Here is a 26,679-nt window from a genome sequence, read left to right as displayed (position 1 = left end):
GCCTACCTACCCAGTACCTGCATGATCTTGTCTTGGTTCAAAAATGCGGCGAATCCTACGCCGGCAAGCAGCGCCAGCGCGCCCACGAGGACCGCGATCCAGCCAACGCTTGTCGACGACCCCTTATCCTCAACCACCACTTCCTCCGGCGCCCTCGCCGTCAGGGGGACGTTGACCAGTTCGGAGGATCCGTCCGGGTAGGTCACCCGCACCTTGACGGAGGTGGTTTTGCCGTTGGGCACACTGCCGTTGGACCGGGCGGTGATGCGGCCGGTTTTTTCGTCGATAGTTGCTGTCCAGCCCTGCTCGTTGAAGCCGTCGATGCTAAACCGCGTGCCCTCTGGCAGTTTCGACGAAGGTTCCGGACGAGCCTCACCGCCGATGGGTACGTTCGCTCCAACGTATCCGGCGTCAAACGTCGCCGCATCCGAAGGCACCGTGACCGTGGCGGTGATTTCGCGTGCGCTGCCGTCTGGGTAGCGCACCTGGATCAGCGGCTTGTAGGTTTCGTCGATCTCGGCGTTCTTCGGCGCCGTGATGCGCAGCGCGCCGGTGGATCTGTTCACGCCGACGTCAAGGCCAGCGTTGTCGATCACGTCGAAGACCGCGCCCTTGACCGCATCGCCAACAGCGGCGACTGCAACTGTGTTGCCCACCCGCACCGTGGTAGACGGGTAGGAGATGGAGTTTTTCACGGCGTGTGCAGAAGCTGTGGCCAAGCGAGCGCGCGCTTCAAGTTCTTTGGTGGAACCATCCTGGAAGTAGGCGATGACCTTGACCGTGAGCGGACGCGCGTTCACCTTCGGTGCGTTGACTCGCACGTCGCCGGTGTTCGCGTCCACCGTCGCGGACCAGCCGCCCAGGCTCGACCCGGATTTCATCTTGAAGGTCGTCCCCTCGGGCAACGCAGCGTCGCCGGTGCGCAGCACGGTTGCGCTCAGTCCCGGGACCACCATGATCTCGTCTTCGTAGCCGAGGTTTGCCAGGTCGGCCAGCATGGGCTCGCCGACCTCGAAGACGGCGTTGACCGTCTTGGAACTGCCGTCCGGGAAAGTGATCGTGACCGGGGCCGTGTGGGTGCCCCGTTTTGCGTTGGCCTCCGGCTTGAACGTGATGCTGCCCTTGGCGTCGATGGTCACGCCCTTGGCGTTCGGCTTAAACGTTGTTCCTGCGGGCAGCACGCGGTCGTCGTATGTGAAGCCGCGCTCCACCACCTGCGCACGCGGCGAGCTCGAGGAGCGCTCCACACCAGCAGGCACCGGGGTTTTCGCCCATTCGACCGTGTAGCGATCGGCCATGGGTTTTTCTTCAGCCACGACAACCTCGACGACCTCGCGCTGGCCCGTCGGTGTGTTGACCTCTACGCGGTAAGTTCCGGGCGCGGCATCGCGCGGTGGCGTGGCGACGACCGTGCCGTCCTGCTCCACACGAATCCAGGAATCCTTCGGCGCAACCTGTTCCGTCTTGTTGCCGGAGATGACCTTTTCCACGCCGTTGGTGGTGAACCCAGACGGCACCGGGTCACTGCTCCCCTTACGCGTCGGCGTGCCAATGCCTACCTCGCCGGCGTGCACCACCACAGGTGCCCACACGAACGGATCCGGCTGCGGGGCCGGATTCGACGTCGCCGGCTCCTTTTTCACCGTAATGCCCAGGTTGGACTGCTCGGTTGGCTTGACCGTGACCTTGCCGTCGTTTTCACGTGTGACGGTGTGGTTGCTCGGTGCCTTTGCGGTCACGGTGTAATCACCTGGGTAGAGGCCATCGATGACGTACTTGCCGTCAACCTTTTCTACCTTGCGGGTTTCGTTTTTCGGTCCACCCGTGATCGTGATCGACTCTGGCTCCGCGTCACCCGTGACCGAGATGTTGACGGACCCCTTGACCAGCGCCACCGTGAGCTCCAGATCGCGCGGCTTGTTCGGCTCGACACTGAAACGCTGGGTTGTTCCTCCGTGGTTGTCGCTGGATTCAACCTGCACGGTGTATTCGCCGGCGTGCAGGTTGCCCGCGTTAAACCTGCCGTGTGCGTCGGTCGTATCCTCGGCGACTTCCCCACCGTTCTGGGTGATGCGAATGGGTGCGTTGGCGACGGGTGCGGAGAGGTCGTCGAGAAGCGTGCCGGTCACCGCGTTGAGCGTCTTCACCAGGATTTCGCCGCTGCCGTGCCTACCGGGCTGCAGCGTGACTTCCCGGCTGCCTTCGCTGTGGGACTCGCTTTCGGCGGCTTTGGCCGTATAGGTTCCGGGCAGGATGTCCTCGACCGTAGCCATGCCTTCCGCGTTGGTATTCACCGTGCGCCCGGCGACATCAAGTTTGGCGTTGGCGACGGGGTGGCCGGTGTCGTCGACAACCTGCAAGACGAGGTCCACCTTGTCCAGCGCGAGCGCAAAGTCGTGCGTTTCGGTGCTGTCCTTTTTCACCTTCGCAGCCTGCGACGGCGCCGAATACCCCTGCGGGCCAACAATCTCGACGGTGTAGGTGCCCGTTGGTAGACCAGCAATCGAATACGTCCCATTGACCACGGGCGCAGTCTTCTTCACGCCAGCGGTGTTCTGGTCTGCACCACGTACCTGGATCTCGGCGGGTTGTCCGCTCGGCAGGCCAGTGACGCTACCTGCGATATTGCCCAGGTTGCGCACAACGTTGAGTGTCTTTTCCGACGTCTCATTTGGGTTGATGGTGACAGCACCGCCGCCTTCGATCGTGTACCCCTCCGGCGCGCGCCCACCAAGGGTGTACTCGCCCGGGTACAGGTCATTCAAGACGTAGTCGCCGCCGGCTTCCTCAATCGGCAGGTACTCGTTGTTCGGGCCGCCGTTGAGGAACACCCCCGTCGGAGCCAACGGCCCCGAGGTGCCAACCTTGATGGATCCGCGGTGCAGCGCGACCTTGAGCATCACTGACTCGGTGTCTCCGCCGGGTTCGACTGTGAAGTTTGCACTCGCCGCGTCGTACGTGTTGTTACGGGCCACCTCTGCGGTGTAGTTGCCTGCAGCCAGCGCGCCGGCGTTGAAGTTGCCTTCCGGGGTGGTCGGGAAAGTGCCGATGACACGGGAGCCTTGCTTGACGACGACCTGCGCACCCGCCACAGCCTGACCAAGGTCGTCGACAACAATGCCACCGGTTTGGTTCAGTGAACCAACCTTCACCGTCACCGGATCATTATCGCCCGGGTACAGCACGAACCCCTGGGATGCGCCGCTGTACTTGCCCCTGGCAGCAGACACTGCGGCGGTGTAGGCACCCGGCGCGAGATCCCCAAACGTTGCAAGGCCTTCCGCATTGGTGGTTTCGGTCCGTCCGTCAACGGTGACTGATGCATTGGCAACTGGCCTGTTGGCGTCGTCGACCACCTTGATCACACCCGTGACGTTGTCCGCAATCACCGCGAACCCAACAGTCCTGTTTTCGTACTTTTCCACCTTGGCGTTCTGCGGGCCCGTGACGGAGTATCCGCGTGGCACGGAGTCTTTGATCACTTCGACGCGGTAGTCCCCGGTGGGCAGGTCCGGGAAGCTGTAGTGGCCGCCTGAGACGGTCTGTTCCAAAATCTCGGGACCCGTGACGCGGATCTTGACCTGTTTGTCGGCCGGCACGCCGGAGATCACACCAGAGATGCTGCCTTTATCGCGCGTGGCGGTGAAGTTTGCGTTCGCGGTGGTTGCGCGTTTGACGTCCACGTCTGCCGTTTGGGTCACCGAATACCCCTTCGGCAGCGACTCTGGGACGACCTCGAGCACGTGCTTGCCTACTGCCAGGTTCGGGATGGTGAACTCCGCGTTCTCATCGGTGTCTACGACAGTGTTCGTACCGACGACACGCACCTTCACCTTGGTGCGTTCCGGCAGCCCGTTGACCTTTCCGCTGACTTTGCCGTACTGCTGCTTGCGCTGCACAACGATCGGGTCCGCGATGCGGTTGACGCGCTGATCCTTAACGACGACACCATCGACCTCTGTCCCCTGACGGTCCTCAGTTTCGCCCACGACCAGCGTGTACTCCGTTCCCACCGGAACCTTGGGCACGGTGAAGTTACCGCTTTGATCAGTCTGGGCCGACTTACCGCCGACGGTCACACGTGCACCGGAGATGCCGACTCCCTTGTCGTCGATCACCCGGCCGGTGACGGTGATCGGGTACAGATCAAAATCCGGGGCGGTGGCCTCGTCCTTCCACGGCTTGGTCGCCGGGCTGACAAAGCCCGCTGGAGGTCGCACGCCAATCTGGTACGTCGTTCTCGGGTTGTTGGAGGTCAGCCAGTAGGAGCCGTTATCGGCAACCGCTTCTTCGCCCTGGAGGACGATTTCCTTGCCCTGGCGGTTGGTCCACTTCCTGTTCACCAACACCTTCGGGCGGCCGACCGGCTCCTCATCCGGATTGTGTACGCGCACCTTGCCTGGCGCAGACAGGTTGACGTACGGCATGGTGTAGCGCGCGCCACCACCAGCCATCGGAGTCGGATAACCGGTCTTGCCTCTCGCCCAGAGGATAAGACGGTCACCATTCTTCACTTGAAGATCTGGCAAGTTGTAGCGCAAGCGGATCGCATAGTTTCCCGAGGGCGTTGTTGCGATACTGCGGTGAACGGTGACTTCGTAGGTTTCCACCAGCCTCTCTCGCCGATTTGGCATGAGCTCCCTGTACTCAAGCGTGAACTGCGAGGTCTCCGGAATCATGTCAAACACCGGATCGCCTTTTGGTGCGGGTTGGACCTTTTCACCAAAGACCCGTGGCTTCTCCGGCACGAACTCGAGCGCCACCGTGTTGACTCGCATGGAATCGCTAAAGAAGACCGCGCCCCGCCAGTCTCGCCCGTTCTCAAAACGGACCTCACCGTGACTGATACCCGCCTGCGGCTGAGGCGCCCTCTGTGCGTGCGCGACCGGCGTGAAGGTACCCAGCGGAACTTCGGCGACCGTGCCGGCAAGCGCGAGCACCGTGGCAACTGCGGTGATGCGCATGCCCCGTGGGCGGTGTACGCGACGGGGGTCATCGGAATAGCGAGACATGGGCGTCATTCAACTTTCTCGAAGCAAAGGCACGGGAAACGAACGGTGAAACACAGGAATGATACCACTTAGTTATATGCCTTATCTAAATCTTTCATGGAACTGCCAGCTATTCCAAGCCCTTACTTAACGACGAAACGCCCCGGCCGAATGTGGCCGGGGCGGTGGAGTCGTCGCTAAGTAAACGCGCTACTGGATCTCAGACGGCTCCTTGCGTGCCGGGTACACGGTCGGGCGCACACCCGCAATGTCCTCAACAACGCGAACCACCTGGTGGGAGTAGCCGTACTCGTTGTCGTACCAGACGTAGAGCACGAGGTGGTTGCCGGAAGCAATCGTGGCCAGACCATCAACCACGGATGCGTGGGAGGTACCAAGCAGGTCCGTGGACACAACCTCCGGCGAGTTGATGTAGTCGAGCTGCTGACGCAGGTTGGAGTGGGTGGACACGCGACGCAGGAAGGTGTTCACCTCGTCCTTTTCAACGTCCTTCTCCAAGTCCAGGTTCAGCACAGCCATGGACACGTCCGGGGTTGGCACGCGGATGGCGTTGCCGGTGAGCTTGCCCTCAAACTCCGGCAGTGCCTTAGACACGGCCTTCGCCGCACCGGTCTCAGTGAGCACCATGTTCAGGCCCGCTGCGCGGCCGCGACGGTTGCCCTTGTGGAAGTTGTCGGCCAGGTTCTGGTCGTTGGTGTACGCGTGAACCGTCTCAACGTGACCGTGCTTGACGCCGTAGCGGTCGTTGATCACCTTCAGCACCGGGGTGATGCCGTTGGTGGTGCAGGACGCTGCGGACAGGATGCGCTCGTCGCCGATCATGTCCTGGTTGATGCCGTAGACAATGTTCGGGATGTCGCCCTTGCCCGGCGCGGTAAGCAGCACGCGGTCCACACCCTTGGACTGCAGGTGCTGGGACAGGCCCTCGCGGTCGCGCCACACGCCAGTGTTATCGACGACGATGGCGTTATTGATGCCGTACGCCGTGTAGTCGATCTCGGCCGGGTCGTTGGCGTAGATCATCTGGATCGGGGTGCCGTTGGCCCAGATGATTTCCTTCTCCTCATCCACGGTGATCGTGCCGTTGAACGGGCCGTGGATGGAGTCGCGGCGCAGCAGGGATGCGCGCTTAATGATGTCGATGTCACCCTTCTTACGCACCACCACCGCACGCAGGCGCACGCCACCGTACATTGCCTCACGCGCGATCAGGATGCGGGCGAGCAGACGGCCAATTCGGCCGAAGCCGTAGAGCACAACGTCGCGTGCATCGAGCTCGGAGGAGGTACCGATGACGTCAGCGAGCTGCGCATCCAGGAAGGTACGCAGATCCTTCTCTTCGGAGTACTTGAACTCCTTTGCCAGGCGGCCGAGGTCGATCGAAGCGGTGCCGAGATCCATCTCCACGAGCTCGCGCAGGATCGGGAGCGTCTCGTCGAGGGCGAGCTCCTTTTCGTCGATACGACGCGCGTAGCGGTGTGCCTTGATGATCTCGATGTCGGTCACACCCACCAGCAGGCGGCCGTAAACCGAGGTGACCGCGTTATGTTCGCGGTGCAGGCGGCTGATCAGCGGCAGCATCTCCTGGGCAAGGGTGAGCTTGTGGTTCCAGTCGTCGCGGGGGTTTGTGGTTTCGGTCAACGTTGCTCCTTCAGCGTGTTGGATTCGGGGGCAATTTCAGCCCCACACCGCCATTTACTTTAGCGCAGGACAGCGCGATACTTGGAGGGGTCCGCCTCGGGGGCAAACTTGGGGGCCTGATCCTTATCGACGAGCACCGCACGCACCCCTTCCGCAAAGTCCGGCTCACGCACCATCACCGCGCCCAGGCGGCGCTCGTTGTCCAGCGCGCCGGCCAGATCCTGCGATGCGTTGGCTGCGATGAGTTCCGCCGCCGCCACGAGCGACGACGGGGACGCCTGCTTGGTCAATTCCTGCACCTTCTCGCCGAACTCGCCGTCAAGGCGCTCGCGGATCTCGGCCCAGGAGCCGGTGAAGGTGGCCTCGATATCGCTGTAAAGCGCCGCGAGCTGCGATTCACCCTGCTCCAGCGCAACCTCGTCGAGGTAGCCGGGCCCGTGCTCCACGATCCCGTCGAGCACCCCGTCAAGCGAGGCAACCTTATGCGTGGCCAGGCCGGTAGCCAGCATGTCGTCCGGGCTCAAGCGGTAGCCCGTCAGCGCCAAAAACGCGCCGAGCGCTTGCGAGGGGCGCTTTGGCAGGTTCTGCAACAGCCACGACATGCCCACATCCGTGATGTAGCCGATGTTCATCTCCGGCATGGACGCAAACGCATCCTCGGTGACCACCATGTGCGAGCCGTGCGCCGACACACCCATGCCACCGCCCATGATCACGCCGTTGCACAGCGCGATGTACGGCTTGGGGTAGTTCGCAATGTCCAAGTTCATGGCGTACTCGTCTGCGAAAAACGTATCGACCTCATCCAGGCGTCCCTCGAGGACACCGTCGCGCGCGGCACGGACGTCGCCGCCGGAGCAAAAGTGTTTGCCAGAGGACTGGATGACAACTTGGGTGACGGTGTCGTCGTCACGCCACTGCTTCAGGATCTCGTCGATGGCGCGTGCCATCTCCGGGTTCAGAGAATTCAGGGCCTTGGGGCGGTCGAGGGTGATCACCCCGGTCGTGCCGCGTACTTCGGTCTTCACAAACTCAGTCATGTCGCCCAGTGTTCCACATCACACCGGTATGGTGTGGGCAATGCAGACGCCACGACTGATCGCACTCGACATGGACGGCACCCTCCTCACCCCGGAAGGCCAGGTACCTGAGCGCTTTTGGCAGCTTTACGACGACGCCACCGCCCAGTCCGTCACCATCACCCCCGCCTCCGGCCGCCAACTGGCAACACTGCAACGCATGTTCCCCGCATGCGAGACGTTCATCGCCGAAAACGGCGCGGTGGTGTGGCACGCCGGCGAAGTTGTCTCCACCACGGCCCTGTCCGCGGACGCCGCGCGCAACTTGATCGCAGCGCTTCCCGACGCTCCTTTTCCCACCCACGCCGTCATCTGCGCCCCGGAGGTAGCCGCCACCCTCCCGCTGCCGCCGGCGATCGACGCGGAGGTGGACAAGTACTACGCCTCGCGCACAACGCTGTCGGCGCTCGGCGACCACCCCAGCCCCGTGGTTAAGATCGCCCTCTACGTTGAAACCGACGCCGAACGCGACGCCCTGCCCTGGGTCCGCGAACACGCCCCCGACCTGCGCGCAGTGGTCAGCGGCAAGCACTGGCTGGACATCATGAACCCCGATGCCGACAAGGGCCACGCGTTCGAAGCGCTCGCCGGCACGCTGGACATCCCCCTTGCACAGACGGCGGCATTCGGCGACTTCCTCAACGACCTCGGCATGCTCCGCGCCGCCGGCCACGCGGTAGCGATGGACAACGCGCACCCCGACCTCAAAGCGATCGCGGATGAGGTGATTGGGACGAATGGGGACGAGGCGGTCGTCGATAAGCTTGCGCAATGGCTGCAATGATCGACTTCACCCAACCCGCCGACGTCGTCGCACCGCAGTTGCTAGGGTGCCTGATCACCCACAACGGGGTAACCGTGCGCCTGACCGAAATCGAGGCATACCTCGGCGCTGAAGACCCCGCCGCCCACACGCACAGGGGCAAAACCGCCCGCAACGCCGCCATGTTCGGCCCACCCGGCAGGCTGTACGTCTACCTCTCCTACGGCATCCACCACAACGGCAACATCGTCTGCGCGCCCGAAGGCATCGGCCAAGGCTGCCTCATGCGTGGCGGCGAAATCGTCGCCGGCGAAGCACTCGCCCGCCAGCGACGCCAACGCCCCGACCGCGCGTTGATCCCGTTTGAAAACCTCGCCCGCGGGCCAGGCAACCTCGGCCAAACACTCGCACTGGGGTTAGGCGACAACGGCACCCCCATTCACCTCACCCCGCGCGATGCGGAACCCGAATGGGTCGCAGGACCCCGCATCGGGATCAGCAAAAACAAAGACGCCCCGTGGCGGTTCTGGATCCCCGGCGACAAGACCGTATCCACACCACGCGGGCGCCCGAAGCGGATCAACCTTTTGGGTGATTGATTGAAGGTTAGGCTTACCTATATTCTCAATCTGCAACTAAGGGTAACCTACCCTTCATTCCTAGATTGGAGAAGCAGATGACCATGGCCGCCCCCACTGACCAGCGACTGTCGGCCGCGCTCAAAGACCAGACTGCCACTGCGCACTCCAGCGCCGAGAATTCCCCCTTCATGTCGAGCCTTGGAAAAGGCGAGCTGGACCGGGCAGCCGTAGCAGAGCTGACAGTGCAGTACTTCCACATCTATTCGGCACTCGAAGATGCGGTGCGCCGCGCCGCTTCCCACCCCGCGGTGGCGCAGATCGCCGACGAGCGCCTCGAGCGCGTGCCCGCCCTCGAAGCCGATCTCACCGCCATGCTCGGTGCCGGCTGGAAGGAAACCACCGCCCCACTCGATGCCACGAGGCGCTACGTTGCCGAACTCGAGGCGCTCACCCCAGACTCCGGCCCGGAAGTCATCGCCCACCACTACGTGCGCTACCTCGGCGACATTGCCGGCGGACAGGTGCTCGCACGCGTGTTCCAGAATGCGTACGCGCTGCCCGACGAGGCATTGCACTTCTACAACTTCTCCGCGGTAGGCAAGATCCCACACTACCGCGCGCACTACAAGGAGGCGCTCGACGCGATGCAGCTTAACGACGAAGAGCGCGCACGAATCATCTCCACCGCCCAGCACGTTTTCGCCCTGAACCAGGCAGTGTTCCAGGACCTTTCGACCCACGCCGGCTAGGCCGAGGCTCACTAACGCCTGTCAACGTAAGCGATCGCACCCCAGATCGCCCCAGCCGCCACGAACGCAGTGAGCACTCCGCCGGTGAGCGTGAACTGCGCAGGCACCAGAAACAGCACTAGCACTGCCAAGCAAACAATCAACCCCCAAGCCACCGCGAGGACGATCCCCGCGCGTTTGCCCAGTCGAGCACCGGCATCGCGGCCCTTATGCGAGGGCAGTGACGAAAGCCCGAGAACCGCAGCCACCAACGCTACGCTCGCAGGGAACGCCACCCAGATGCTTCCGGTACCCGCCCCAAACGCGATCACACCTGTGATCAAGGCGATCAGGGCGCGCTCCCAGGTGACGAAGTGCACAGCGCCGCCTTCATATGTGCGCGGCAATCGCACACCGACAGGTCGAATGAGTTTGGTAGCAGGTCCCGTCTGTTGCGCCATCACGACAACCCCTTTCAACATTATGCAAACCTAACCTTACTTAGGTAAGGTTAGCCTACCTACTTTTTGCTATTTCGCACCTCGAGGCAACCATGAATGTTCGCACCCACCTCGGCGCAGTCGCTTGCGCGAGTCTGATCGGCTTTACCGCCACCATGTTCGGCGCCGCGCCTGCGCTTCTTCCTCTCGCGGCGGCCGAAGAGTCTGCCAGCACACACCGCAGTGTCTCAGCGGGAACCATGCAATGGGGGGTGCGCGAATCGTTCAGAAAATACATCGAAGGTCCCATAGCCCACGGCAGCATTTCGGTCGGTGGCGGCGCACAGCGCTCAGGCGACGGTTTCACGTTCGACGCCAAATCCTCGGCACTGACTTCAGCCTCGGCCGGCGAAATCAGCTTCCAGGGTGAGGTCCATTTCACCGGGCACAACGGCGCGCTTGATATGACGCTGCGCAACCCCACAGTGGTGGTCAATGGCGCTCAAGCCGAACTGCGGGTGGATTACGCTTCACGGAAGTACGAGGGCATGAACTCGACCGGCCCGGTGCGCGAAGGCACCCAAGAGCTGCTCGCCACCATCGCGCTCAACGCCGCCCCGGATTTCTCCGCACAAACAACGACCATCGCAGGCCCCACCTCCCTCACCACAACCGGTGCGGAGATCTTCGGTGGCTTCTACGAGGTGGGCGCTCCACTCGACCCGGTCACAATTGAGCTATCGCTTAACGACGCCTCCGGCCCCGCCCCACAGCCCAAAGAGGGCGGCGGCACCTCCGGCGCAAAGAGATCGGGCGCCACCTCCGGCCCGGCCCGCCTCCTCGGCGAGATCAACGACACCCTGGAAGAACTCAACGCGATGTTCGCCAACACTGAGACACTGCTGCGCAGCGGTGAGTCACTGCATCGCCGGGTACTTCCGACGCAGGAAGGCACGAGCCCTGCACCAGCGGCCAACAGCGGCGCCCCCACGTCCAATGCCCCCCGAACGGGAGGAACCTCCAACGCAACGAACAGTCCAGCGAACGTCAACCCTGGCTCCGTCCCCGCGACACCAGCCGGCGCGCCGAAGGCGAGTGGCGGCACGAACACCGGTAATGCAGCAAAACCCACTGGTGCGGCACCTGCGGGTGGCGCCAGCGACAGCGGGATCTGTGACTCGAGCGCGTCTCGCGGGATTGTCAGTTCCGAGGCCCAGTGGGGCATTCGCCAATCTTTCCGCACGTACATCCGCGGCAACATCGCGAAAGGACGCTGGGAACTCAAAGGCGTCGGCGACGACGGCAACGCGTTCACGTTCTCCGGCAATTCCGGTGCGGTGGACACTGCCGCACGCTCCGGTTCCATCCTCTACCCCGGCACCATCCACTTCACCGGCCACGAAGGGGTGTTAGACACCCGCTTTTCCAATATGGAGATCCAGTTCAGTGGCGATTCGGGCCAAATCGTCATCAATGTTTCGTCGAATAGCACTGATGGCAAGGCGAATGATTTCGGCCGCATCGCGATCGCCAACTTATCCTTCAGCGAGCTGAGCGTTTCCGATTCCGCGGTGTCCGGCTCCGCGCAGGCGACGCTCACCCAAGTCGGCGCGGAGGCGTTCGGCCAGTTCTACCCCGCTGGGGCCCCACTCGACCCAGTGAGTTTCAGCGCTCGCCTCGGCAACACGGCGAACTGCCGCGAGGGGCAGGGTGGGGCCTCCTCGGAGTCGTCGACAGGCAAAGGCGGAACCGCAGGTGACGCTGCGGCGCTGAAGCGCGGCGGCACGGCAGGAGCCCAAGCGAAGCTGAACTCAGGGACGACCCCCGAAAACGCAAAAGGCAGCGTGTTCGACGAGGTAGAAGGTACAGATGCCGTGGAATCCGCCAAACAGCCCGAAGGCGGAAAGTTCCAGATCAAAAACTCCGCGGCAGGCGACGGCGCCGGCAGCGGAGGCTGGGACGACTCAACGGTGGCCAAACTCCTGCTTCTGGTGGCCTCGTTGCTCGGCGCCGGTGGCGCGCTGACCAGGTTTATTGCGACCGGATAAAACCGGATAGAAAAGGAAACTCTCAATGAAGCTTTGGAAAACACCCCTCGTCTGCGCGGTCGCGGCGGCCGTGGGTCTGTCGCTTGGAGGTTGCGCCAGCTGGGACAACCCCGTGCAAACCGAACAAAAGGCGCTTTCGCAGTCGCTCGCAACCGGAGCCGACCCGCACCAGGCTGAGGGCGTCGCGATGGTATCGGAGATTTCCGAGGTAGAACCCGTCGAAGCGGAGCGCGAAACTGCGCTGCCCGTCGAACTTACTGACGCCGACGGCCACGACGTCACGGTTACCGACACCTCCCGCATCCTCGCGCTCGACCTCTACGGCACCTACACAAAGACGCTCCGCGGTATCGGGTTGGCGGACAACATTGTCGGTCGCACGGTCAGCTCCGCGGAACCCTCGCTTTCTGACCTTCCCGTGGTCACCGAAAACGGTCACTCACTAAACGTGGAGGCAATACTGAACTTGCGCCCGACGTTGGTCATCGTGGATCACTCCGTCGGTCCGAGCGAGGCCATCGACCAAATCCGCGCGGCGGGCGTGACCACCGTCGTCATGGAGCCGAAACGGACCATGGCATCAATGGGAGAGGACATCATGAACGTGGCCTCCGTCGTCGGGGAGCCAGAAGCGGGCAAACTCCTCGCGGAACGAAGTGAAAAAGAGGTGCAGCAAGCTCTCGAAGCGATCAAGCAGGTCGTCCCGAAACAGCCGCTGCGCATGTCATTCCTGTACGCGCGCGGGACCGGCGGCGTGTTCTACCTGCTCGGCGGCGAAGACGGCACCAAGGACCTCATCGAGGCGCTCGGCGGCGTCGACGTGAACACTGAAAACGGCATCGGCAACGCTTCCCCCGCCAGCCCCGAAGCGCTCGCCCAGGTCAATCCAGAGGTGTTCGTCATGATGAACGGCGGGCTGCAATCCACCGGCGATATCGAGGGCCTGCTTCAACGACCCGGTGTCGCACAGACGACCGCCGGCCAGCACAAGCGCGTGCTTTCACTTCCCGACGGCGACTCGCTTGCGTTCGGCCCCCAAACCGGGGAACTTCTGCTGCGCGCAGCCCACGCCCTGTACGGGGAGGGGCAGTGACATCTTCCGCCGAGGTGTTTCACGCCCGCCGCCGCAGCCGTGTGGCGCTGTTCACGACCGTCAGTGTGCTGCTGGTGGCGACAGCCATCGGCTCGATCATGGTTGGACAGTTCGAGCTTTCGGTCCGTGAGCTGTGGCCGATTCTCCAGGCCGGCCCGCTGTCTGCAACCTCTCTGGAAGCGTCCGTGATCTGGCAGATCCGACTCCCCCGCCTGGTGCTCGGTCTGTTCGTCGGTGCCGCGCTGGGCGTCAGCGGGGCGCTCATGCAGGCAGTCTTCGCCAACCCGCTCGCGGAGCCGAGCGTGATCGGCGTGAGCACCGGCGCGGGCGTCGGGGCCGCCGTCGCGCTCGTCTTCGGGCTCACCACTTTCGGCACGATGACGGTGCCCGTCCTTGCCTTTATATCTGGGACCCTTGCAACCGCGGTGGTGTACTTCCTCTCACGAGTCGGCGGCAAGGTTCGCGTGCTCAACCTGATCTTGGTGGGTATCGCGGCCAACGCTATCTGCGGTGCCATTATTTCAGTGCTCACTTTTATGGCCCCCACGACCGCGCGAGAGCAAATCATCTTTTGGCAGATGGGCACTCTCTCGGGCGCGAACTGGGCGCAAACGGGCGCAGTGACAGGCGTGGTCATCGTGTCACTGACGCTGGCGATGCTGTTAGGCAGCAAGTTCGACCTTCTCGCACTCGGCGACCAGGCCGCCTACCACGTCGGGCTCAATGTCACACGCCTGCGAATGGCGGCGATCGTGCTGTCGACGCTGCTCACCGCTGCCGCTGTCTCGTTTGCGGGACTGATCGGGTTTGTGGGTCTTGTGGTGCCGCACATCGTGCGCACTGCGGTAGGCCCTTCCAATAAGGTGCTGCTCCCCGCTTCAGCTCTCGGTGGGGCACTTTTGATCGGTGCCGGCGACATTCTCGCCCGCACAATCATCCCCTTTGCAGACCTACCGATTGGCATATTTACCGCGCTGATCGGTGGGCCAACATTCTTCTTGCTGTTGCGGCAAATGATACGAAAGAACCACCAGATATGAGTGTTACCGCACGTGGCGTCACTGTGCAGAAGCAAAACCGCACTATTCTTAACCAAGTCGACCTGCACGCAACCGCCGGCCAGGTCACCGGGCTTATCGGACCCAACGGAGCCGGAAAGTCGACCCTGCTGTCGGCCTTGGCGGGTGACATTCAGCTCGCGCACGGAGTGGTCGAAGTGGCGGGCAAGGATGCGTCGGAAAGCACAGCCTCCGAACTCGCGCGCACGCGCGCTGTCATGCTCCAAGACGTCAGCGTGGCGTTTTCCTTCCTCGTGCGCGATGTCGTCGAAATGGGCCGCCACCCCTGGGGCCGTGGGCCGGACGATGCGGCGATCGTGGATGCGGCGCTCGACGCGACGGGGATCACCCACCTACAGGACCGCGAGATTGTGACGCTGTCCGGCGGAGAGCGAGCCCGCGCAGCCTTCGCGCGGGTGCTCACGCAGCAAACGCAGGTCGTGCTTCTCGACGAACCAACGGCAGCCATGGACGTTCACTTCCAAGAACAAACGATGGGAGCCGTTCGCGCGCTTGCGCGTCGCGGTGTGACAGTCATCGTCGTGTTGCACGACCTACAGCTCGCGGCGCGATATTGCGACCGCGTCGTGTGCCTTAAGGCGGGCGAGATTACAGCGGCAGGCACCGTTGACGAAGTGTACAACGACGCGATTCTCAGCTCCGTCTACGACTGGCCCATCACCGTGTTGCGAAGCAGTGGGCGGATCCTAGTGGCCCCCGACGAGGCGGGTGAACCCGTCTCCGGACTCTGGTGTCCAGCCCCAGCTCCCCCCACCCCTTGAAGAAGTTAGGGATACCTTGCTAAGGTTAGCCTACCCTATCCCATCGGTGCGATGTTACATCCACCACACCAACTCACCGAAAGGCTTCATCAATGTCCCGCACCACCACCCTCGCGGCCATCACCGCCACGGCCATGATCTCGACTGCATTCGCCACCCCCGCTGCCTTCGCGGATGCGCCAACCATCGAGTCGGGAAATGCGCACTGGAACATCAAGGAATCGTTCCTGCGCTACGTGCAATCCCCGTTCGTCGCCAGCACCATCACAACCACGGAAGGCGCGGAGAAGGTGCTTCGCGACGGCAAGCTTGCTGACTTCGCACTTCCGGTCAATGCCGCCGACTCCGCCCTCGATGCCAACGGCAACGGCACCATTGACCTCGACGGCGCCATTTCGATCGAGGGCCACCACGGCGCTATGGACATCAAGATGTCCGACTTCAAGATTGTGGTCAACGGCACGAAGGGCGTCCTGCAGGCGGATTACGTGCGCAAGGGCGCAATGCCGGGCTCTGAGCCCACCACCGCCACCGGAGACGACAAGCCGATCGCAGAGTTCGAGGTCACAGATGCGCTGAAGCCCGGCAAGGACAACAAGTTGTCTGCGACGTTCACCCCGACCAAGCTGACCGAGTTCGGCGTCGACATCTTCGGCTCGAGCTACGAAGTCGGCAAGCCATTGGATGACTCGAAAGTCGCCGTCAACCTCGCATTCAAGGCCCCGAAGAAGGAGCCGAAGCCGACCGACCCGAAGCCGACTGACCCGAAGCCGACTGACCCGAAGCCGACTGACCCGAAGCCGACTGACCCGAAGCCGACTGACCCGAAGCCGACTGACCCGAAGCCGACCGATGAGGACGGCTCGAGCACCGGCGCAATCGTCGGCATTGTCATGGCGGTTATCGCAGTGCTGGGCGGCCTGGGCTTTGCGGCGACTCAGCCTTCGGTCCAGAAGCTGATTAACCAGTTCATGGGCAAGTAGCGTCCATGTGCAAGGCGCGATTGTCCACCGCGGTGGCGGTGGCGCTATTGCTTTGCTCCCCCGCCGTCGCCGAAGGCCAAACTGCGGAGGAAGACACTTTCACGGAGATTTCCTCGACAGACGACGGCTCGCCGGCTACGCAAGCCACGCGGGCAATCGCACTGGCGATGGCTTTCACCGGTTTAGGGTTCGCGCTCAGCGCCCTCATACAGGGGGCCGCGTCAATCCTCGGCATCAAGCCTCCACAACTGCCCCAACTGGTGCGTTAAACACTACCTCAAGAGCCCCGTCGTCCGGCGGGGCCCTCATTTGATTCGAAAAGGATTCGCCTCAATGCTCATCTCCCGAAACGCCGCTGCGGCGGGGTTCTCCGCGCTTATATTCGCCACTGCGCTGGCAATTCCTGCCGCCGCCGAAAGCTCCTCTGCTGAGCCCGCCGAGGTTGGCGGCGAATTTGTGTGGCCCATTTCCACCGGTTTTCTGAATCAGGCCGTCATTAAAGGTCAAGGTCGCGTGCTCACAGGCGGGGGCGCGACGTGGAACCAGGAAGCGCTTGAATTCTCCTTCCCGGTCACCTCCGCGACGCGGACCGGAAAGACGTGGACATTCGCGCTCGACGGCTCAGCGCAGGTACAGGGATACAAGAATGCGGGTGGCTACGACGGCTGGGCCGTAGATGTAAAATACTCGGACCTCAAGCTGAAGGTGGAGGGAAAAAACGCCACTTTGTACGGCGATTACCTCCTCGCCGGGGTCGCGAACAAGACGTACAAGCCAGTCGGTGCCAAGGGGGACGACGAGCCGCTGGTCACCTTCACACTCGGCAGCGAGATCACCCCGCCGAAACGAGTGACAGAGCACAACCGGACAACGGTGTCGGATACCGGCATGGAGAAGTCCCTCAGGCACTACCCGAAGGGCACGTTGCTAAAAGACTCTGAAGTGGATCTCAACGTGACATTCGGGGCGACTGCTCTCAGCCCTGGGGCGATCGCGGGCATCGCCGTGGGCGTGCTCGCCGTACTTGGCGGTCTCGCCTACGCATCAACCCTTACCCCGGTCCGGGCGCTCCTTGCGCAGTGGCTGCCCCGGTAACTACTTTCTCTTTTTCTTCTTACTGCCCTTGCCCACTTTGCGCTTCTCCAACTTGGCGGCGACATCGGGCACGTAGCGGAACTCGTCGCGAGGCGGACGCTCATAGTCCGTGATCGCCGGACGCTCGGGAATCTCTGGGAGGTCAGGCTCAATATGCTCATACGGAATCGTCGACAGCAAGTGCGAAATGACATTGATGCGAGACCGCTTCTTGTCCTCGCTCTCCACCGTGTACCACGGCGCCGCCGGAATATCGGTGTGGACAAACATCTCGTCCTTCGCGCGGGAGTACTCCTCCCACTTCGTAATGGACTCCAGATCCATCGGCGAAAGCTTCCACTGACGCAACGGATCCTCACGACGGGACTGGAAACGCTTGTACTGCTCCTCATCCGAAACGGAGAACCAGTACTTGCGCAGCATGATGCCGTCCTCAACCAGCAGGCGCTCAAAGATCGGCACCTGGTGCAGGAAGCGGCGGTACTCCTCAGAGGTGGCAAAGCCCATCACGCGCTCGACGCCGGCACGGTTGTACCAGGAACGGTCAAAGATGACGATCTCGCCTGCCGTCGGCAGCTTCTCCACATAGCGCTGGAAGTACCACTGACCCGCCTCGCGGTCCGTCGGCTTCGGCAGCGCCTCCACACGGCACTGACGCGGGTTGAGGTACTGGGTGATGCGCTTAATTGCGGAGCCCTTGCCCGCAGCGTCACGCCCCTCCATAATGATCACAACACGCTCGCCGTTTTCGACGACCCACTGCTGCATCGCAACCAACTCAGCCTGGAGGCGCAGCAACTCCTGCTCATAGGCATCACGGGACAACTTCGGCGGCTTTTTAGCTTGGCTCATAGGTATAACCGTACTCACAGACAAAAACGACACAACAATTATCTCGCGAGGGAAGACATTGTTGAACAATCTATGGGCTATACTTCTCCCGAAACCTTTTCAATACCGTACCGGGTCACTCAAAAAGTCCCGGTAACGCTGACCTAAACGGATGCCATGCTTGCACATAACGTTTCCGCCGAAGTTCGCAGAGCGATTTCGCGCGGTGAGTTTATCCCCGGACAGAAGCTCAACGAGGTGGCCCTCGCTGACCGCTTCGGGGTATCTCGCAATACGCTGCGCGAAGCCTTCGCAATGTTGACCGCTGAAGGCCTGGTCGAGCGCATCCCCAACCGCGGTGTGTTCCTCGCGACCCCAACAGCGGAATTCATCACCGACACCTTCCGCGCACGTGCAGCAATCGAACCTGCTGCACTGCTATGGGGCACCGACCTGGACGTCGACCGCCTCGAGGAGCTCAACGCCGAAGGCCGCACCGCAATTGAGGAACAGGACGACGACCTGTTCATCGCTGTGAACCAGGCATTCCACCACGTCGTACTGTCCTCGATGGGTTCAAAGACCCTCGGCGACACCATGGACCAGCTCGACGCCTTCCTCCGCCTGGCCACCCTCCCGATTCTGGAGAAGGATCCCTCATTCAACCGCCGTTTCATCGGCATTAATGAGCACATCGTGGAGCTGCTGCGTGCCGACGATCGCCAGGGCGCATCCGACTACCTCCAGCACCAACTGATTGAGCTAAGCACCGAAATCATCGAGATGATCGAGAAGATCAACAGCGGGCAGCTCATCTAGCCCCGCACCCCCCTTATGTTCGGGGTCACACTCGAACAGCGGTATAACTGAGGTCATGCATATCGACCTCAACGCCGACCTCGGTGAAACGACTGCGGGCAACCCGGTCGCAGACGATGCGGCGATGCTGCAGATGGTCTCCAGCGCAAACGTTGCGACCGGCTTCCACGCTGGAGACCCCCACTCCATAGCCGGAACACTCAAAGACGCCGCAGCACATAACGTCACACTCGGCGCACACGTGGCATACAACGACCCCGTCGGTTTCGGCCGCCGATTCATGGACTACACGCCCGGCGAACTCGCCGACGAAACCCTCTACCAAATCGGCGCCCTCGACGCGCTTGCCCGCGTTCACGGCATGCACGTGCGCTACGTCAAACCACACGGCGCGCTGTACAACACCATCGTCCACCACGAGGCCCATGCCAAAGCCGTCATCGACGGCATCAAAGCGTTCAGCCCCGACCTGGCCGTCATGCTGCTGCCAGGCGGTGTTGCCGTCGACATCGCAGAAAAAGCCGGCATGCGCGTCATCCGCGAAGCGTTCGCCGACCGCGGCTACAACCCCGACGGCACGCTGGTATCGCGCCGCGAACCCAACGCCGTCCTGCACGACCCAGCCGCCGTCGCCGAACGCGTCCTCCAGGTCGCCTCCACCGGCTCCGTCACAGCCATCGACGGCACCGAAGTCAAAGTGCAGGCCGAATCCGTCTGCGTACACGGCGACTCCCCAGGCTCGGTCGAGCTGACACGCAGTGTCGTCGCTAAGCTTCGCGACGAAAACATCACGATCGCGAGCGTCCTATGACCCTCAGCATCAAACGGGTCGGCACCCGCGGCCTCATCGTCGATCTGCCCGACCTGGCCACGGTGATGAACTACTACGCCGCACTCACGGCAAGCCCGCTCGACCACCAAACCGACGTCGTTGCAGCCGCACGCACCGTACTGCTTACCTTCGACTCGCCCACCGCGACCACCAAGGCAATCGACACGCTGCAGACCTACAGTCCCGCAGCCGCAGAACACACCGAACCACGCGACATCGCCATCGACGTGCTCTACAACGGCGAAGACCTCGCCCCGCTGGCCGAATCGCTTGGCATGGCTACCCACGAACTCATCGACTGGCACACCTCCACCACCTGGGTCGCAGCCTTCGGCGGATTCGCCCCAGGCTTCACCTACTGCGTGCCCGAAGACGCCACCCGCGCCCTGAGCATCCCACGCCGCGACACCCCACGCACCGCCGTGCCCGCAGGCGCCGTAGCCCTGGCCGGAGAATTCTCCGCCGTCTACCCACGCACCTCCCCCGGCGGCTGGCAACTCATCGGCACCACCAACACCCCAATGTGGGACTCAACCGCCACCCCGCCCGCCCTCGTCGCCCCCGGCGACCGTGTGCACTACAGAGCAGTCGACACACTTAACGACGACACCACCCTCGCCCGCCACCACCTCGCCACCCCACCACGCCGCCCCGTCTTCACACTCGACGACGCCGGACTCCAAACCCTCTACCAAGACCTCGGCCGCCAAGGCAACGGCAACCTCGGCGTGACCACCTCCGGCTCCGCCGACCGCGCCTCCGCACGCACCGCCAACGCAGCCGTAGGCAACAAACGCAACGCCACCCTGCTCGAAAACATCGGCGGGCTCACCATGACCGCACTGACCGAAACCGTCATCTGCGTCACCGGTGCCGACACGGACGTCACCGTCGGCGGAAGGCCCGTACTGCTGGCAACGCCGACGATTGTCCCGGCGGGTGCGGAGGTCGTCGTCAAGCAAGCGCGCCTCGGGTTCCGCACCTACATCGCCGTACGTGGCGGACTCATCGCCGACACCGAACTCAACTCCGCCGCAACCGACATGCTCTCCGGCCTCGGACCCAAACCACTCCACAGCGGCGACACCATCGCCATGTCCCTAGCCAAACCACAATCCGCCAACTCACTACTCACCAACCCCCTGCGTGTCGAACGCGACGGAGCAGACGTCGTCGGGACCGTACGCTGCGTCCTCGGCCCCCGCGACGACTGGTTCAGCAACGACGCCGTCGAACGCTTCTTCAACACCACATTCACCGTCACCGCCGACTCCAACCGCGTCGGCCTCCGACTCGAATCCGACGTCCCCCTCACACGCGAACGCGAAGGCGAACTCCCCAGCGAAGGCATGGTCGCAGGCTCCATCCAAATCCCACCCTCTGGCCAACCCGTCCTGTTCCTCCGCGACCACGCCGTCACCGGCGGATACCCCGTCATGGCAACCGTGATCAACGAAGACGTCGACATCGCCGCCCAACTCCCACCCGGCGCCAAACTCCGCTTCGAACGCTTTTCCCTCTAACGCACTTACGCCCCAGTTAGGACCCTGTAATGACTCTAAACGCAGTACTCATCGCCAACCGCGGCGAAATCGCCGTACGCATCGCACGCACCGCACGCGACCTCGGCATCCGCTCCATCGCCGTCTACTCCGAACCCGACACCGGGGCACTCCACACCCAAGTCGCCGACGAGGCCTACCTCCTACCCGGCAAAACCTCCGCCGAGACTTACATGAACATCCCGGCACTCATCGAAATCGCCCACCGCGCCGGCGCCGACTGCCTCCACCCCGGCTACGGATTCCTCTCCGAAAACGCCGACTTCGCCCGCACCGTCGAACAAGCCGGCCTCACCTGGATCGGCCCATCGCCCGACGCCATCGAACTGCTCGGCGACAAACTCTCCGCCCGCGCCCTCGCCGTCGAAGCCAACGCCCCACTCGCACCCGGCACCGGCGAACCGCTCGAAACCTGGGAACAAGCGCGTGACTTCGCCGAAGAACACGGCATGCCAATCGCCATCAAGGCTGCATTCGGCGGCGGCGGTCGCGGCTTGAAAGTTGTCTTCGACGAAGCCGACATCGAAGAGGGCTTCGCATCCGCCGGACGTGAGGCACGCGAAGCGTTCGGCCGCGGCGAATGCTATGTGGAAAAGTTCCTCACCCACCCACGCCACGTCGAAGCGCAAGTGCTTGCCGACGCCCACGGCAACGTCGCCGTACTTGGCACCCGCGACTGCTCCACCCAGCGCCGCTTCCAAAAACTCATCGAAGAAGCCCCCGCGCCATTCCTGACCGACGAGCAACGCAACGCCATCGAAGAAGGCGCACGCGAGATCATCCGCAAGGCCAACTACCAGTCCGCCGGCACCGTCGAATACATCGTCTCCGAGGACGGCACCGTGTCGTTTTTGGAGGTCAACACGCGCGTGCAGGTCGAGCACCCCGTCACCGAGGCCGTCACGGGCGTGGACATCATCGCCGAGCAGTTCCGCATCGCCGACGGGCTTCCCCTCTCCTTCGTCGACGGTGACTCGGTCGACCCAGCGATCAACGGCCACGCCTTCGAATTCCGCATCAACGCCGAGGACGTGACCAACGGCTTCGCGCCGTCGCCCGGGACCGTGACGCGTTTCGACGTCCCCACCGGCCCCGGCGTACGCGTCGACACCGGCGTACTCACCGGTGGGCAGATCCCGCCCTACTACGACTCACTCATGGGCAAACTCATCGTCTGGGGCCCCAACCGCGACACCGCCCTGCGCCGCGCCGAACAATCCCTGTCCGAGTTCACCATCGAAGGCGTGCGCACCGTCATCCCGTTCCACCGCGACATGGTCGTCGCCCCGGAACTGACCGGCGACACCCTCGACGTCTACACCGACTGGGTGGACCACAACTACTCGCCGTCGCAGCGCCACAACAACGTGGACATCGAGCACATTTACGACGAACGCCGCAACGTCGTCGTCGAAATCGACGGCAAACTCCACACCATCGGCTTCCCCGTCGCCCTCCTCGGCACCGGCGGAGGAAACGCAGCCCCGGCCGAGGCTTCCACTCCGGCTTCTGATGCCGCGGGCGCCGTGACCACCAAGTACGAAGCCACCATCGTGGAGTGGCTCGTGGCTGACGGCGACGTTGTTGCCAAGGGCGACCCAATTGCCACGATCGAGGCCATGAAGATGGAATCCCAGATCAAGGCAACCCGCGACGGCCAGATCTCGCTGGCGGCTCAGCAGGGTGAGCGAGTCAAGGCGAACGCCACGATCGCGACGATCTCCTAGCCGAAGAGTTGGTCCATTGCCCCGCGGTTGGTGTTTTTCACCGGGTAGCCGCGGGGTGAGATCCATACCGGGGCACCCCGCACCATGACGATCCGGCCCCGTTTCTTACGCCACGGGTCATCATCATTCACCCGATTGTGATAGCGACACAACGGCGCCAGGTTGCCAATGTTGGTCTCCCCGCCATGCCGCCACGCTTCCACGTGGTGCAGCTCGCACACGTCAGCTCCGTGACGGCAGCCAGGAAACGCACACACCGGGGAGACCAGCTTGGCCAAATCGCGCTGTTTCTGATTCGCCAAACGCTGCGTGCGATACAGATTCACCGCACCGGCCTGCGGATGAAACGCCGCCACCTCTAACGCATCACCGAACTGGGAGGCCAAAAACTCCGCACCCGTCATGGTGGTGCCATCAGTCATGGCCAACAGCACATCATCACCATTGCCATCCAAGATGCGCAGGTAATCCGGCAACGGTACTAACACCGTCGGACGAGGCGCTGCGGTTGCGACCTTGCCCTCGCCGAAGAAGATCCCAATCAAATTCTCGGCAATCTGAGCAGCTGCAGGACGATCCTGATCAATCCCTAACCGCCCAGCGTGCTCCATATCGGAGATCTCCCGCTCGTCATAGGTTAAGTGCAGGGTGCGCTTGCCGTTTCGCGACGGGCCGAACTTCGCCGCATCCACCGCCGGTGTCTTATCCGCCGGCACCAACGTACGGGCTGCAGCCTCAATCGCCCGATAACCGCCTTCAACCTCAAGCAAAGCCAGGCGCAGCGCCCACCGCTGGGACGCATCCTTGACCGGTGCAATGCGCCGCTCGATCAGCGCTAACTCGTCCATGGAAAACGCCCGAGCACGCGTGCGGGCTACTGCCTGCTTGCGCGTGAACTTGGTGCGCCCGAAATACACATCCCGCAGCCGCGACCAGGCACGCGCTCGATCCGGTGCAAAGCCCGAGGCGAGTGCAACCTCAAGGTCGAAGTCAGCCAGCGTCTCTAACGCTGCGGCCGACATCGCCTGCACTAACACCTCGAACGAATTCATGCCCAAGACGCTAGACCAAACCCGCAACCCACCTCTGCGAGCCTGTGAAATTTACAAAAACGCCCCTGTGGATAACCCCTAAGGCACCTGGTAGGCGAGGTCGCGTGCGTCGGTGACGAGCATCTTCCCCGGCGCGTGACAGATTGCCAGATCGGGCTTCGACGACATCACAATCGACTGCGGCGTGACCCCACACGCCCAGAACACCGGCACGGTGCCCGCGGGGATGTCCACGGCGGAGCCGAAGTCGGGCGAACCAAGATCAGCGATACCGATCGCGGAAGGATCCCCCACGTGCACGGGCGCACCATGCACGGCTGGGTAGCGCGACGTGATCCGTACGGCGTCAGACACCTGAGAGGCCGGAATCGGCCGCATGGAGACGACCATCTTGCCGGAAAACACCCCGGCGGGTTCGCAGTCGATGTTGGTCATATACATCGGCACGTTGCGCCCCTGCTCGATGTGCGCGACGGGCACCCCGTTGTCCAGCAGCGCTGCCTCGAAGGTGAATGAGCAGCCGATGAGAAACGCGACGGTGTTGTCGGTCCAGTATTCGGTGGCGTTGAGGGGTTCGTCGATAAGCGAGCCGTCCTTGAACACGCGGTAGGCGGGAATGTCGGTGCGAATATCGCCACCCGCGAGTAGCGACGACGCCACCTGCCCCGGCTCCAACACCCCCAAGATCGGGCACGGCTTCGGGTTACGCTGCGCGAACAACAAGAAGTCGAACGCGTACTTCTTATCCAGCGCGATCAGGTTGGCTTGGGCGTAACCAGCGGAAAAGCCCGCCGTTGTCGGCACCTCGGTGGTGCGGAACAACGCGCGGGCTTGCGCTGGGGTCATAGAGGCGGGGTGCATGCCCTTCAGACTACGCCCACAACTTCGGCAGGGTGCTGATCGAGCTCCAGCCCATCCAGGCGCAACCAACCAGCGTGATCGCACCGACGATGAGCATCCACATCGGCGGCTTGTAGCCACGCAGCAGGTCCTTGCGGAAGAAGCCGACGTAGAGGACGACGGCGAAGCCGATCGGCAGGATCAGGCCGTTGAAGGCGCCTGCGAAGATCAGCAGTTTCTGCGGGGCGGAACCGACGAACAGGAAGATAACGGTGGAGATGACGATGAAGCCGACGGTGAGCCAGCCGCGCTTCTTCGGGTCGAAGCCCTGCTTGGTCAAAAACGAGATCGAGGTAAACGATGCGCCGATGACCGAGGACAGGCCCGCGGCCCACAGGACGAGGCCGAACATGCGGCGTCCCATGTCGCCTGCGGCTTGGTAGAAGACGTCTGCCGCGGTGTTGTCTTTGGACAGAGCAACGCCCGTAGCGACGACACCCAGCACCGCGAGGAACAACAGCACGCGCATGATGCCGGTGACGATGATGCCGGTGACCGAGGAGCGGGAGATGTAGTCGAGGTTTTCGGGGCCGGTGTGGCCGGCGTCGATAATCCTGTGCACGCCGGCGAACACGATGTAGCCGCCGACGGAACCGCCGATGAGTGTGGTGATGACCTTGAAGTCCACGGCGTCCGGGGCGACGGATTGGCGCATCGCCTCAGCCACTGGCGGGTTTGAGGAGATGGCGACGTAGAGCATGAGCAGGATCATCAGTGCGCCGAGGATGCCGACGAGGACGTCGAGGGCGGCGCCGGCGCGCTTCCAGAGGAACACGCAGATGGCGATGATGGCGGAGATGGCGCCGCCGATCTTCGGGTCGACGGTGTCGCCGGTAAGCGCTTGGACGCCGAGGCCGGTGCCGGCGATGTTGCCGATGTTAAAGACGAGTCCGCCGATGCCGACAAGGATGGCCAAAAACCAGCCGAGGCCCGGCAGCACCTCATTGGCGAGCTCGCTGGCGCGCAGGCCGGAGACACCGAGGATGCGCCAGACGTTCAACTGGATGACGATGTCCACGATGATGGACAGCAGGATGGCAAACGCGAACGCCGCGCCCATCTGCACCGTGAATACGGAGGTTTGGGTGAGGAAGCCCGGCCCGATGGCGGAGGTGGCCATCAGGAAGATGGCGCCGACCATGGGGCCGATGCCTCGTGCCGCTGCGGGCGGCTTAGTGGGAGCGTCGGCTGCGGTGGAGCCGGCGGTGTTGGGGTCGGGAGCGGTCACGAGGAGCACCCCTTTCAGCGTTGGGAAATGTGACGTGGGAGATATTAGGACATAAAAGCGTCCTGGGAGACATCCGTCACACCCGTGTTACCCCTAGTCGACTTTGAATTCCGCCATCTTGTCCCATTCGGTTTTGCCTTCGATGAGGGTGTTAATGATGGTCGGGGTTTCCGCCAAGATGGTCGGGAAGAATTCCTGCGCTGCCTTGAAGTGGTCGGAGTTGACGTGGGCTTCGGCGGCGTCCTCGTGGAATGCTTCGATGAGCAGGTATTCGTTGGGGTTGTCTTCGTTGCGGTACCAGTCGAAGAAGATGTTGCCTTCTTCGGCGCGGGATGCGTCGGTGAAGTCTTTGACCAGTTCGCGGAAGTTGTCGACGTGTTCGGGCAGGGGCTTGAATCGTACGTTGATCAAAATCATGCGCCCCA

The 26,679-nt window shown here is 62.9% G+C and carries 23 protein-coding genes; 14 read left to right on the top strand and 9 right to left on the bottom strand.

What is annotated here, in order from left to right; genetic code table 11:
- Positions 1 to 2 precede the first annotated feature (2 nt).
- The 3 genes from CCOY_RS04325 to CCOY_RS04315 form a co-directional block, all read right to left on the bottom strand.
- Entirely contained in the window at positions 3 to 5,012 is a 5,010-nt protein-coding gene (locus tag CCOY_RS04325; RefSeq protein WP_167594512.1) for a carboxypeptidase regulatory-like domain-containing protein, read from the bottom strand.
- A gap of 189 nt (positions 5,013 to 5,201) precedes the next feature.
- Positions 5,202 to 6,593, bottom strand: a complete 1,392-nt coding sequence (locus tag CCOY_RS04320) for a glyceraldehyde-3-phosphate dehydrogenase (RefSeq protein WP_092103027.1) — start codon at positions 6,591 to 6,593, stop codon at positions 5,202 to 5,204.
- Between the two features lie 119 nt (positions 6,594 to 6,712).
- The gene (locus CCOY_RS04315; protein WP_092101980.1) at positions 6,713 to 7,693 is read right to left on the bottom strand and encodes a 3-hydroxyisobutyryl-CoA hydrolase; all 981 of its coding nucleotides are present in this window, start codon (positions 7,691 to 7,693) and stop codon (positions 6,713 to 6,715) included.
- Between the two features lie 40 nt (positions 7,694 to 7,733).
- Here CCOY_RS04315 and CCOY_RS04310 point away from each other — a divergent pair, with 40 nt between their 5' ends.
- From CCOY_RS04310 to CCOY_RS04300, 3 genes are all read left to right on the top strand, one after another.
- On the top strand, positions 7,734 to 8,516 hold the full coding sequence (locus tag CCOY_RS04310; RefSeq protein WP_092101977.1) for an HAD family hydrolase: 783 nt from the start codon (positions 7,734 to 7,736) through the stop codon (positions 8,514 to 8,516).
- The gene (locus CCOY_RS04305; RefSeq protein ID WP_070421276.1) at positions 8,513 to 9,094 is read left to right on the top strand and encodes a DNA-3-methyladenine glycosylase; all 582 of its coding nucleotides are present in this window, start codon (positions 8,513 to 8,515) and stop codon (positions 9,092 to 9,094) included. The genes CCOY_RS04310 and CCOY_RS04305 overlap by 4 nt, the downstream gene beginning before the upstream one ends.
- 83 nt (positions 9,095 to 9,177) lie before the next feature.
- Entirely contained in the window at positions 9,178 to 9,825 is a 648-nt protein-coding gene (locus CCOY_RS04300) for a biliverdin-producing heme oxygenase (RefSeq protein WP_070482664.1), read from the top strand.
- Positions 9,826 to 9,836: 11 nt separating this feature from the next.
- On the opposite strand, the gene CCOY_RS04295 is transcribed toward CCOY_RS04300, so the two are convergent.
- Positions 9,837 to 10,265 (bottom strand): hypothetical protein, encoded by a 429-nt coding sequence (locus tag CCOY_RS04295; RefSeq protein WP_070570903.1) that lies wholly within the window; start codon positions 10,263 to 10,265, stop codon positions 9,837 to 9,839.
- A 92-nt stretch (positions 10,266 to 10,357) separates the two neighbouring features.
- On the opposite strand from CCOY_RS04295, the gene CCOY_RS04290 reads away from it, so the two are divergent.
- From CCOY_RS04290 to CCOY_RS04260, 7 genes are all read left to right on the top strand, one after another.
- Positions 10,358 to 12,292 carry an HtaA domain-containing protein gene (locus tag CCOY_RS04290; RefSeq protein ID WP_092101971.1) on the top strand — a complete coding sequence of 645 codons (1,935 nt, stop codon included), beginning with the start codon at positions 10,358 to 10,360 and terminating at the stop codon, positions 12,290 to 12,292.
- Between the two features lie 25 nt (positions 12,293 to 12,317).
- A complete protein-coding gene (locus tag CCOY_RS04285; protein WP_070482637.1) occupies positions 12,318 to 13,385 on the top strand; it encodes a heme/hemin ABC transporter substrate-binding protein in 1,068 nt (355 codons plus the stop codon).
- Positions 13,382 to 14,425, top strand: coding sequence for a FecCD family ABC transporter permease (locus CCOY_RS04280; protein ID WP_070816910.1), 1,044 nt, complete (start codon positions 13,382 to 13,384; stop codon positions 14,423 to 14,425). Before CCOY_RS04285 ends, CCOY_RS04280 begins: the two co-directional genes overlap by 4 nt.
- The gene (locus CCOY_RS04275; RefSeq protein WP_070421266.1) at positions 14,422 to 15,225 is read left to right on the top strand and encodes a heme ABC transporter ATP-binding protein; all 804 of its coding nucleotides are present in this window, start codon (positions 14,422 to 14,424) and stop codon (positions 15,223 to 15,225) included. Before CCOY_RS04280 ends, CCOY_RS04275 begins: the two co-directional genes overlap by 4 nt.
- Before the next feature lie 92 nt (positions 15,226 to 15,317).
- Positions 15,318 to 16,208: an HtaA domain-containing protein gene (locus CCOY_RS12195; RefSeq protein ID WP_092101969.1), complete on the top strand. Its 891-nt coding sequence runs from the start codon at positions 15,318 to 15,320 to the stop codon at positions 16,206 to 16,208.
- 5 nt (positions 16,209 to 16,213) lie between these two features.
- A complete protein-coding gene (locus CCOY_RS04265; protein ID WP_070482633.1) occupies positions 16,214 to 16,477 on the top strand; it encodes a hypothetical protein in 264 nt (87 codons plus the stop codon).
- Positions 16,478 to 16,541: 64 nt separating this feature from the next.
- On the top strand, positions 16,542 to 17,303 hold the full coding sequence (locus CCOY_RS04260) for an HtaA domain-containing protein (RefSeq protein WP_070421269.1): 762 nt from the start codon (positions 16,542 to 16,544) through the stop codon (positions 17,301 to 17,303).
- On the opposite strand, the gene ppk2 is transcribed toward CCOY_RS04260, so the two are convergent.
- Positions 17,304 to 18,155 carry a polyphosphate kinase 2 gene (gene ppk2, locus CCOY_RS04255; RefSeq protein WP_070421270.1) on the bottom strand — a complete coding sequence of 284 codons (852 nt, stop codon included), beginning with the start codon at positions 18,153 to 18,155 and terminating at the stop codon, positions 17,304 to 17,306. It abuts the gene before it with no gap.
- Between the two features lie 156 nt (positions 18,156 to 18,311).
- Between ppk2 and CCOY_RS04250 the strand changes: the two genes are divergently transcribed.
- From CCOY_RS04250 to CCOY_RS04235, 4 genes are read left to right on the top strand one after another with little or no spacing between them, the layout of a single operon-like run.
- Positions 18,312 to 18,953 carry a GntR family transcriptional regulator gene (locus tag CCOY_RS04250; RefSeq protein ID WP_070421271.1) on the top strand — a complete coding sequence of 214 codons (642 nt, stop codon included), beginning with the start codon at positions 18,312 to 18,314 and terminating at the stop codon, positions 18,951 to 18,953.
- Positions 18,954 to 19,008: 55 nt separating this feature from the next.
- Positions 19,009 to 19,764: a LamB/YcsF family protein gene (locus tag CCOY_RS04245; protein ID WP_092101966.1), complete on the top strand. Its 756-nt coding sequence runs from the start codon at positions 19,009 to 19,011 to the stop codon at positions 19,762 to 19,764.
- Positions 19,761 to 21,308: a 5-oxoprolinase subunit B/C family protein gene (locus CCOY_RS04240; protein ID WP_092101963.1), complete on the top strand. Its 1,548-nt coding sequence runs from the start codon at positions 19,761 to 19,763 to the stop codon at positions 21,306 to 21,308. The genes CCOY_RS04245 and CCOY_RS04240 overlap by 4 nt, the downstream gene beginning before the upstream one ends.
- A 29-nt stretch (positions 21,309 to 21,337) precedes the next feature.
- A complete protein-coding gene (locus tag CCOY_RS04235; RefSeq protein ID WP_092101960.1) occupies positions 21,338 to 23,074 on the top strand; it encodes an acetyl/propionyl/methylcrotonyl-CoA carboxylase subunit alpha in 1,737 nt (578 codons plus the stop codon).
- Here the strand turns inward: CCOY_RS04235 and CCOY_RS04230 are convergent.
- From CCOY_RS04230 to CCOY_RS04215, 4 genes are all read right to left on the bottom strand, one after another.
- Positions 23,071 to 24,126 (bottom strand): HNH endonuclease signature motif containing protein, encoded by a 1,056-nt coding sequence (locus tag CCOY_RS04230; RefSeq protein ID WP_092101957.1) that lies wholly within the window; start codon positions 24,124 to 24,126, stop codon positions 23,071 to 23,073. The genes CCOY_RS04235 and CCOY_RS04230 overlap by 4 nt on opposite strands.
- Positions 24,127 to 24,204: 78 nt before the next feature.
- Positions 24,205 to 24,987, bottom strand: coding sequence for a putative hydro-lyase (locus tag CCOY_RS04225; protein WP_208856588.1), 783 nt, complete (start codon positions 24,985 to 24,987; stop codon positions 24,205 to 24,207).
- Between the two features lie 10 nt (positions 24,988 to 24,997).
- Positions 24,998 to 26,167 carry an NRAMP family divalent metal transporter gene (locus CCOY_RS04220; protein WP_092103024.1) on the bottom strand — a complete coding sequence of 390 codons (1,170 nt, stop codon included), beginning with the start codon at positions 26,165 to 26,167 and terminating at the stop codon, positions 24,998 to 25,000.
- 180 nt (positions 26,168 to 26,347) lie between these two features.
- Positions 26,348 to 26,671, bottom strand: coding sequence for a putative quinol monooxygenase (locus CCOY_RS04215; protein WP_208856587.1), 324 nt, complete (start codon positions 26,669 to 26,671; stop codon positions 26,348 to 26,350).
- Positions 26,672 to 26,679: the final 8 nt, after the last annotated feature.

It is taken from the genome of Corynebacterium coyleae, assembly GCF_030408635.1.
In the GTDB taxonomy this organism is placed as follows: domain Bacteria; phylum Actinomycetota; class Actinomycetes; order Mycobacteriales; family Mycobacteriaceae; genus Corynebacterium; species Corynebacterium coyleae.
This window is presented reverse-complemented; position numbering and strand designations above follow the sequence as displayed.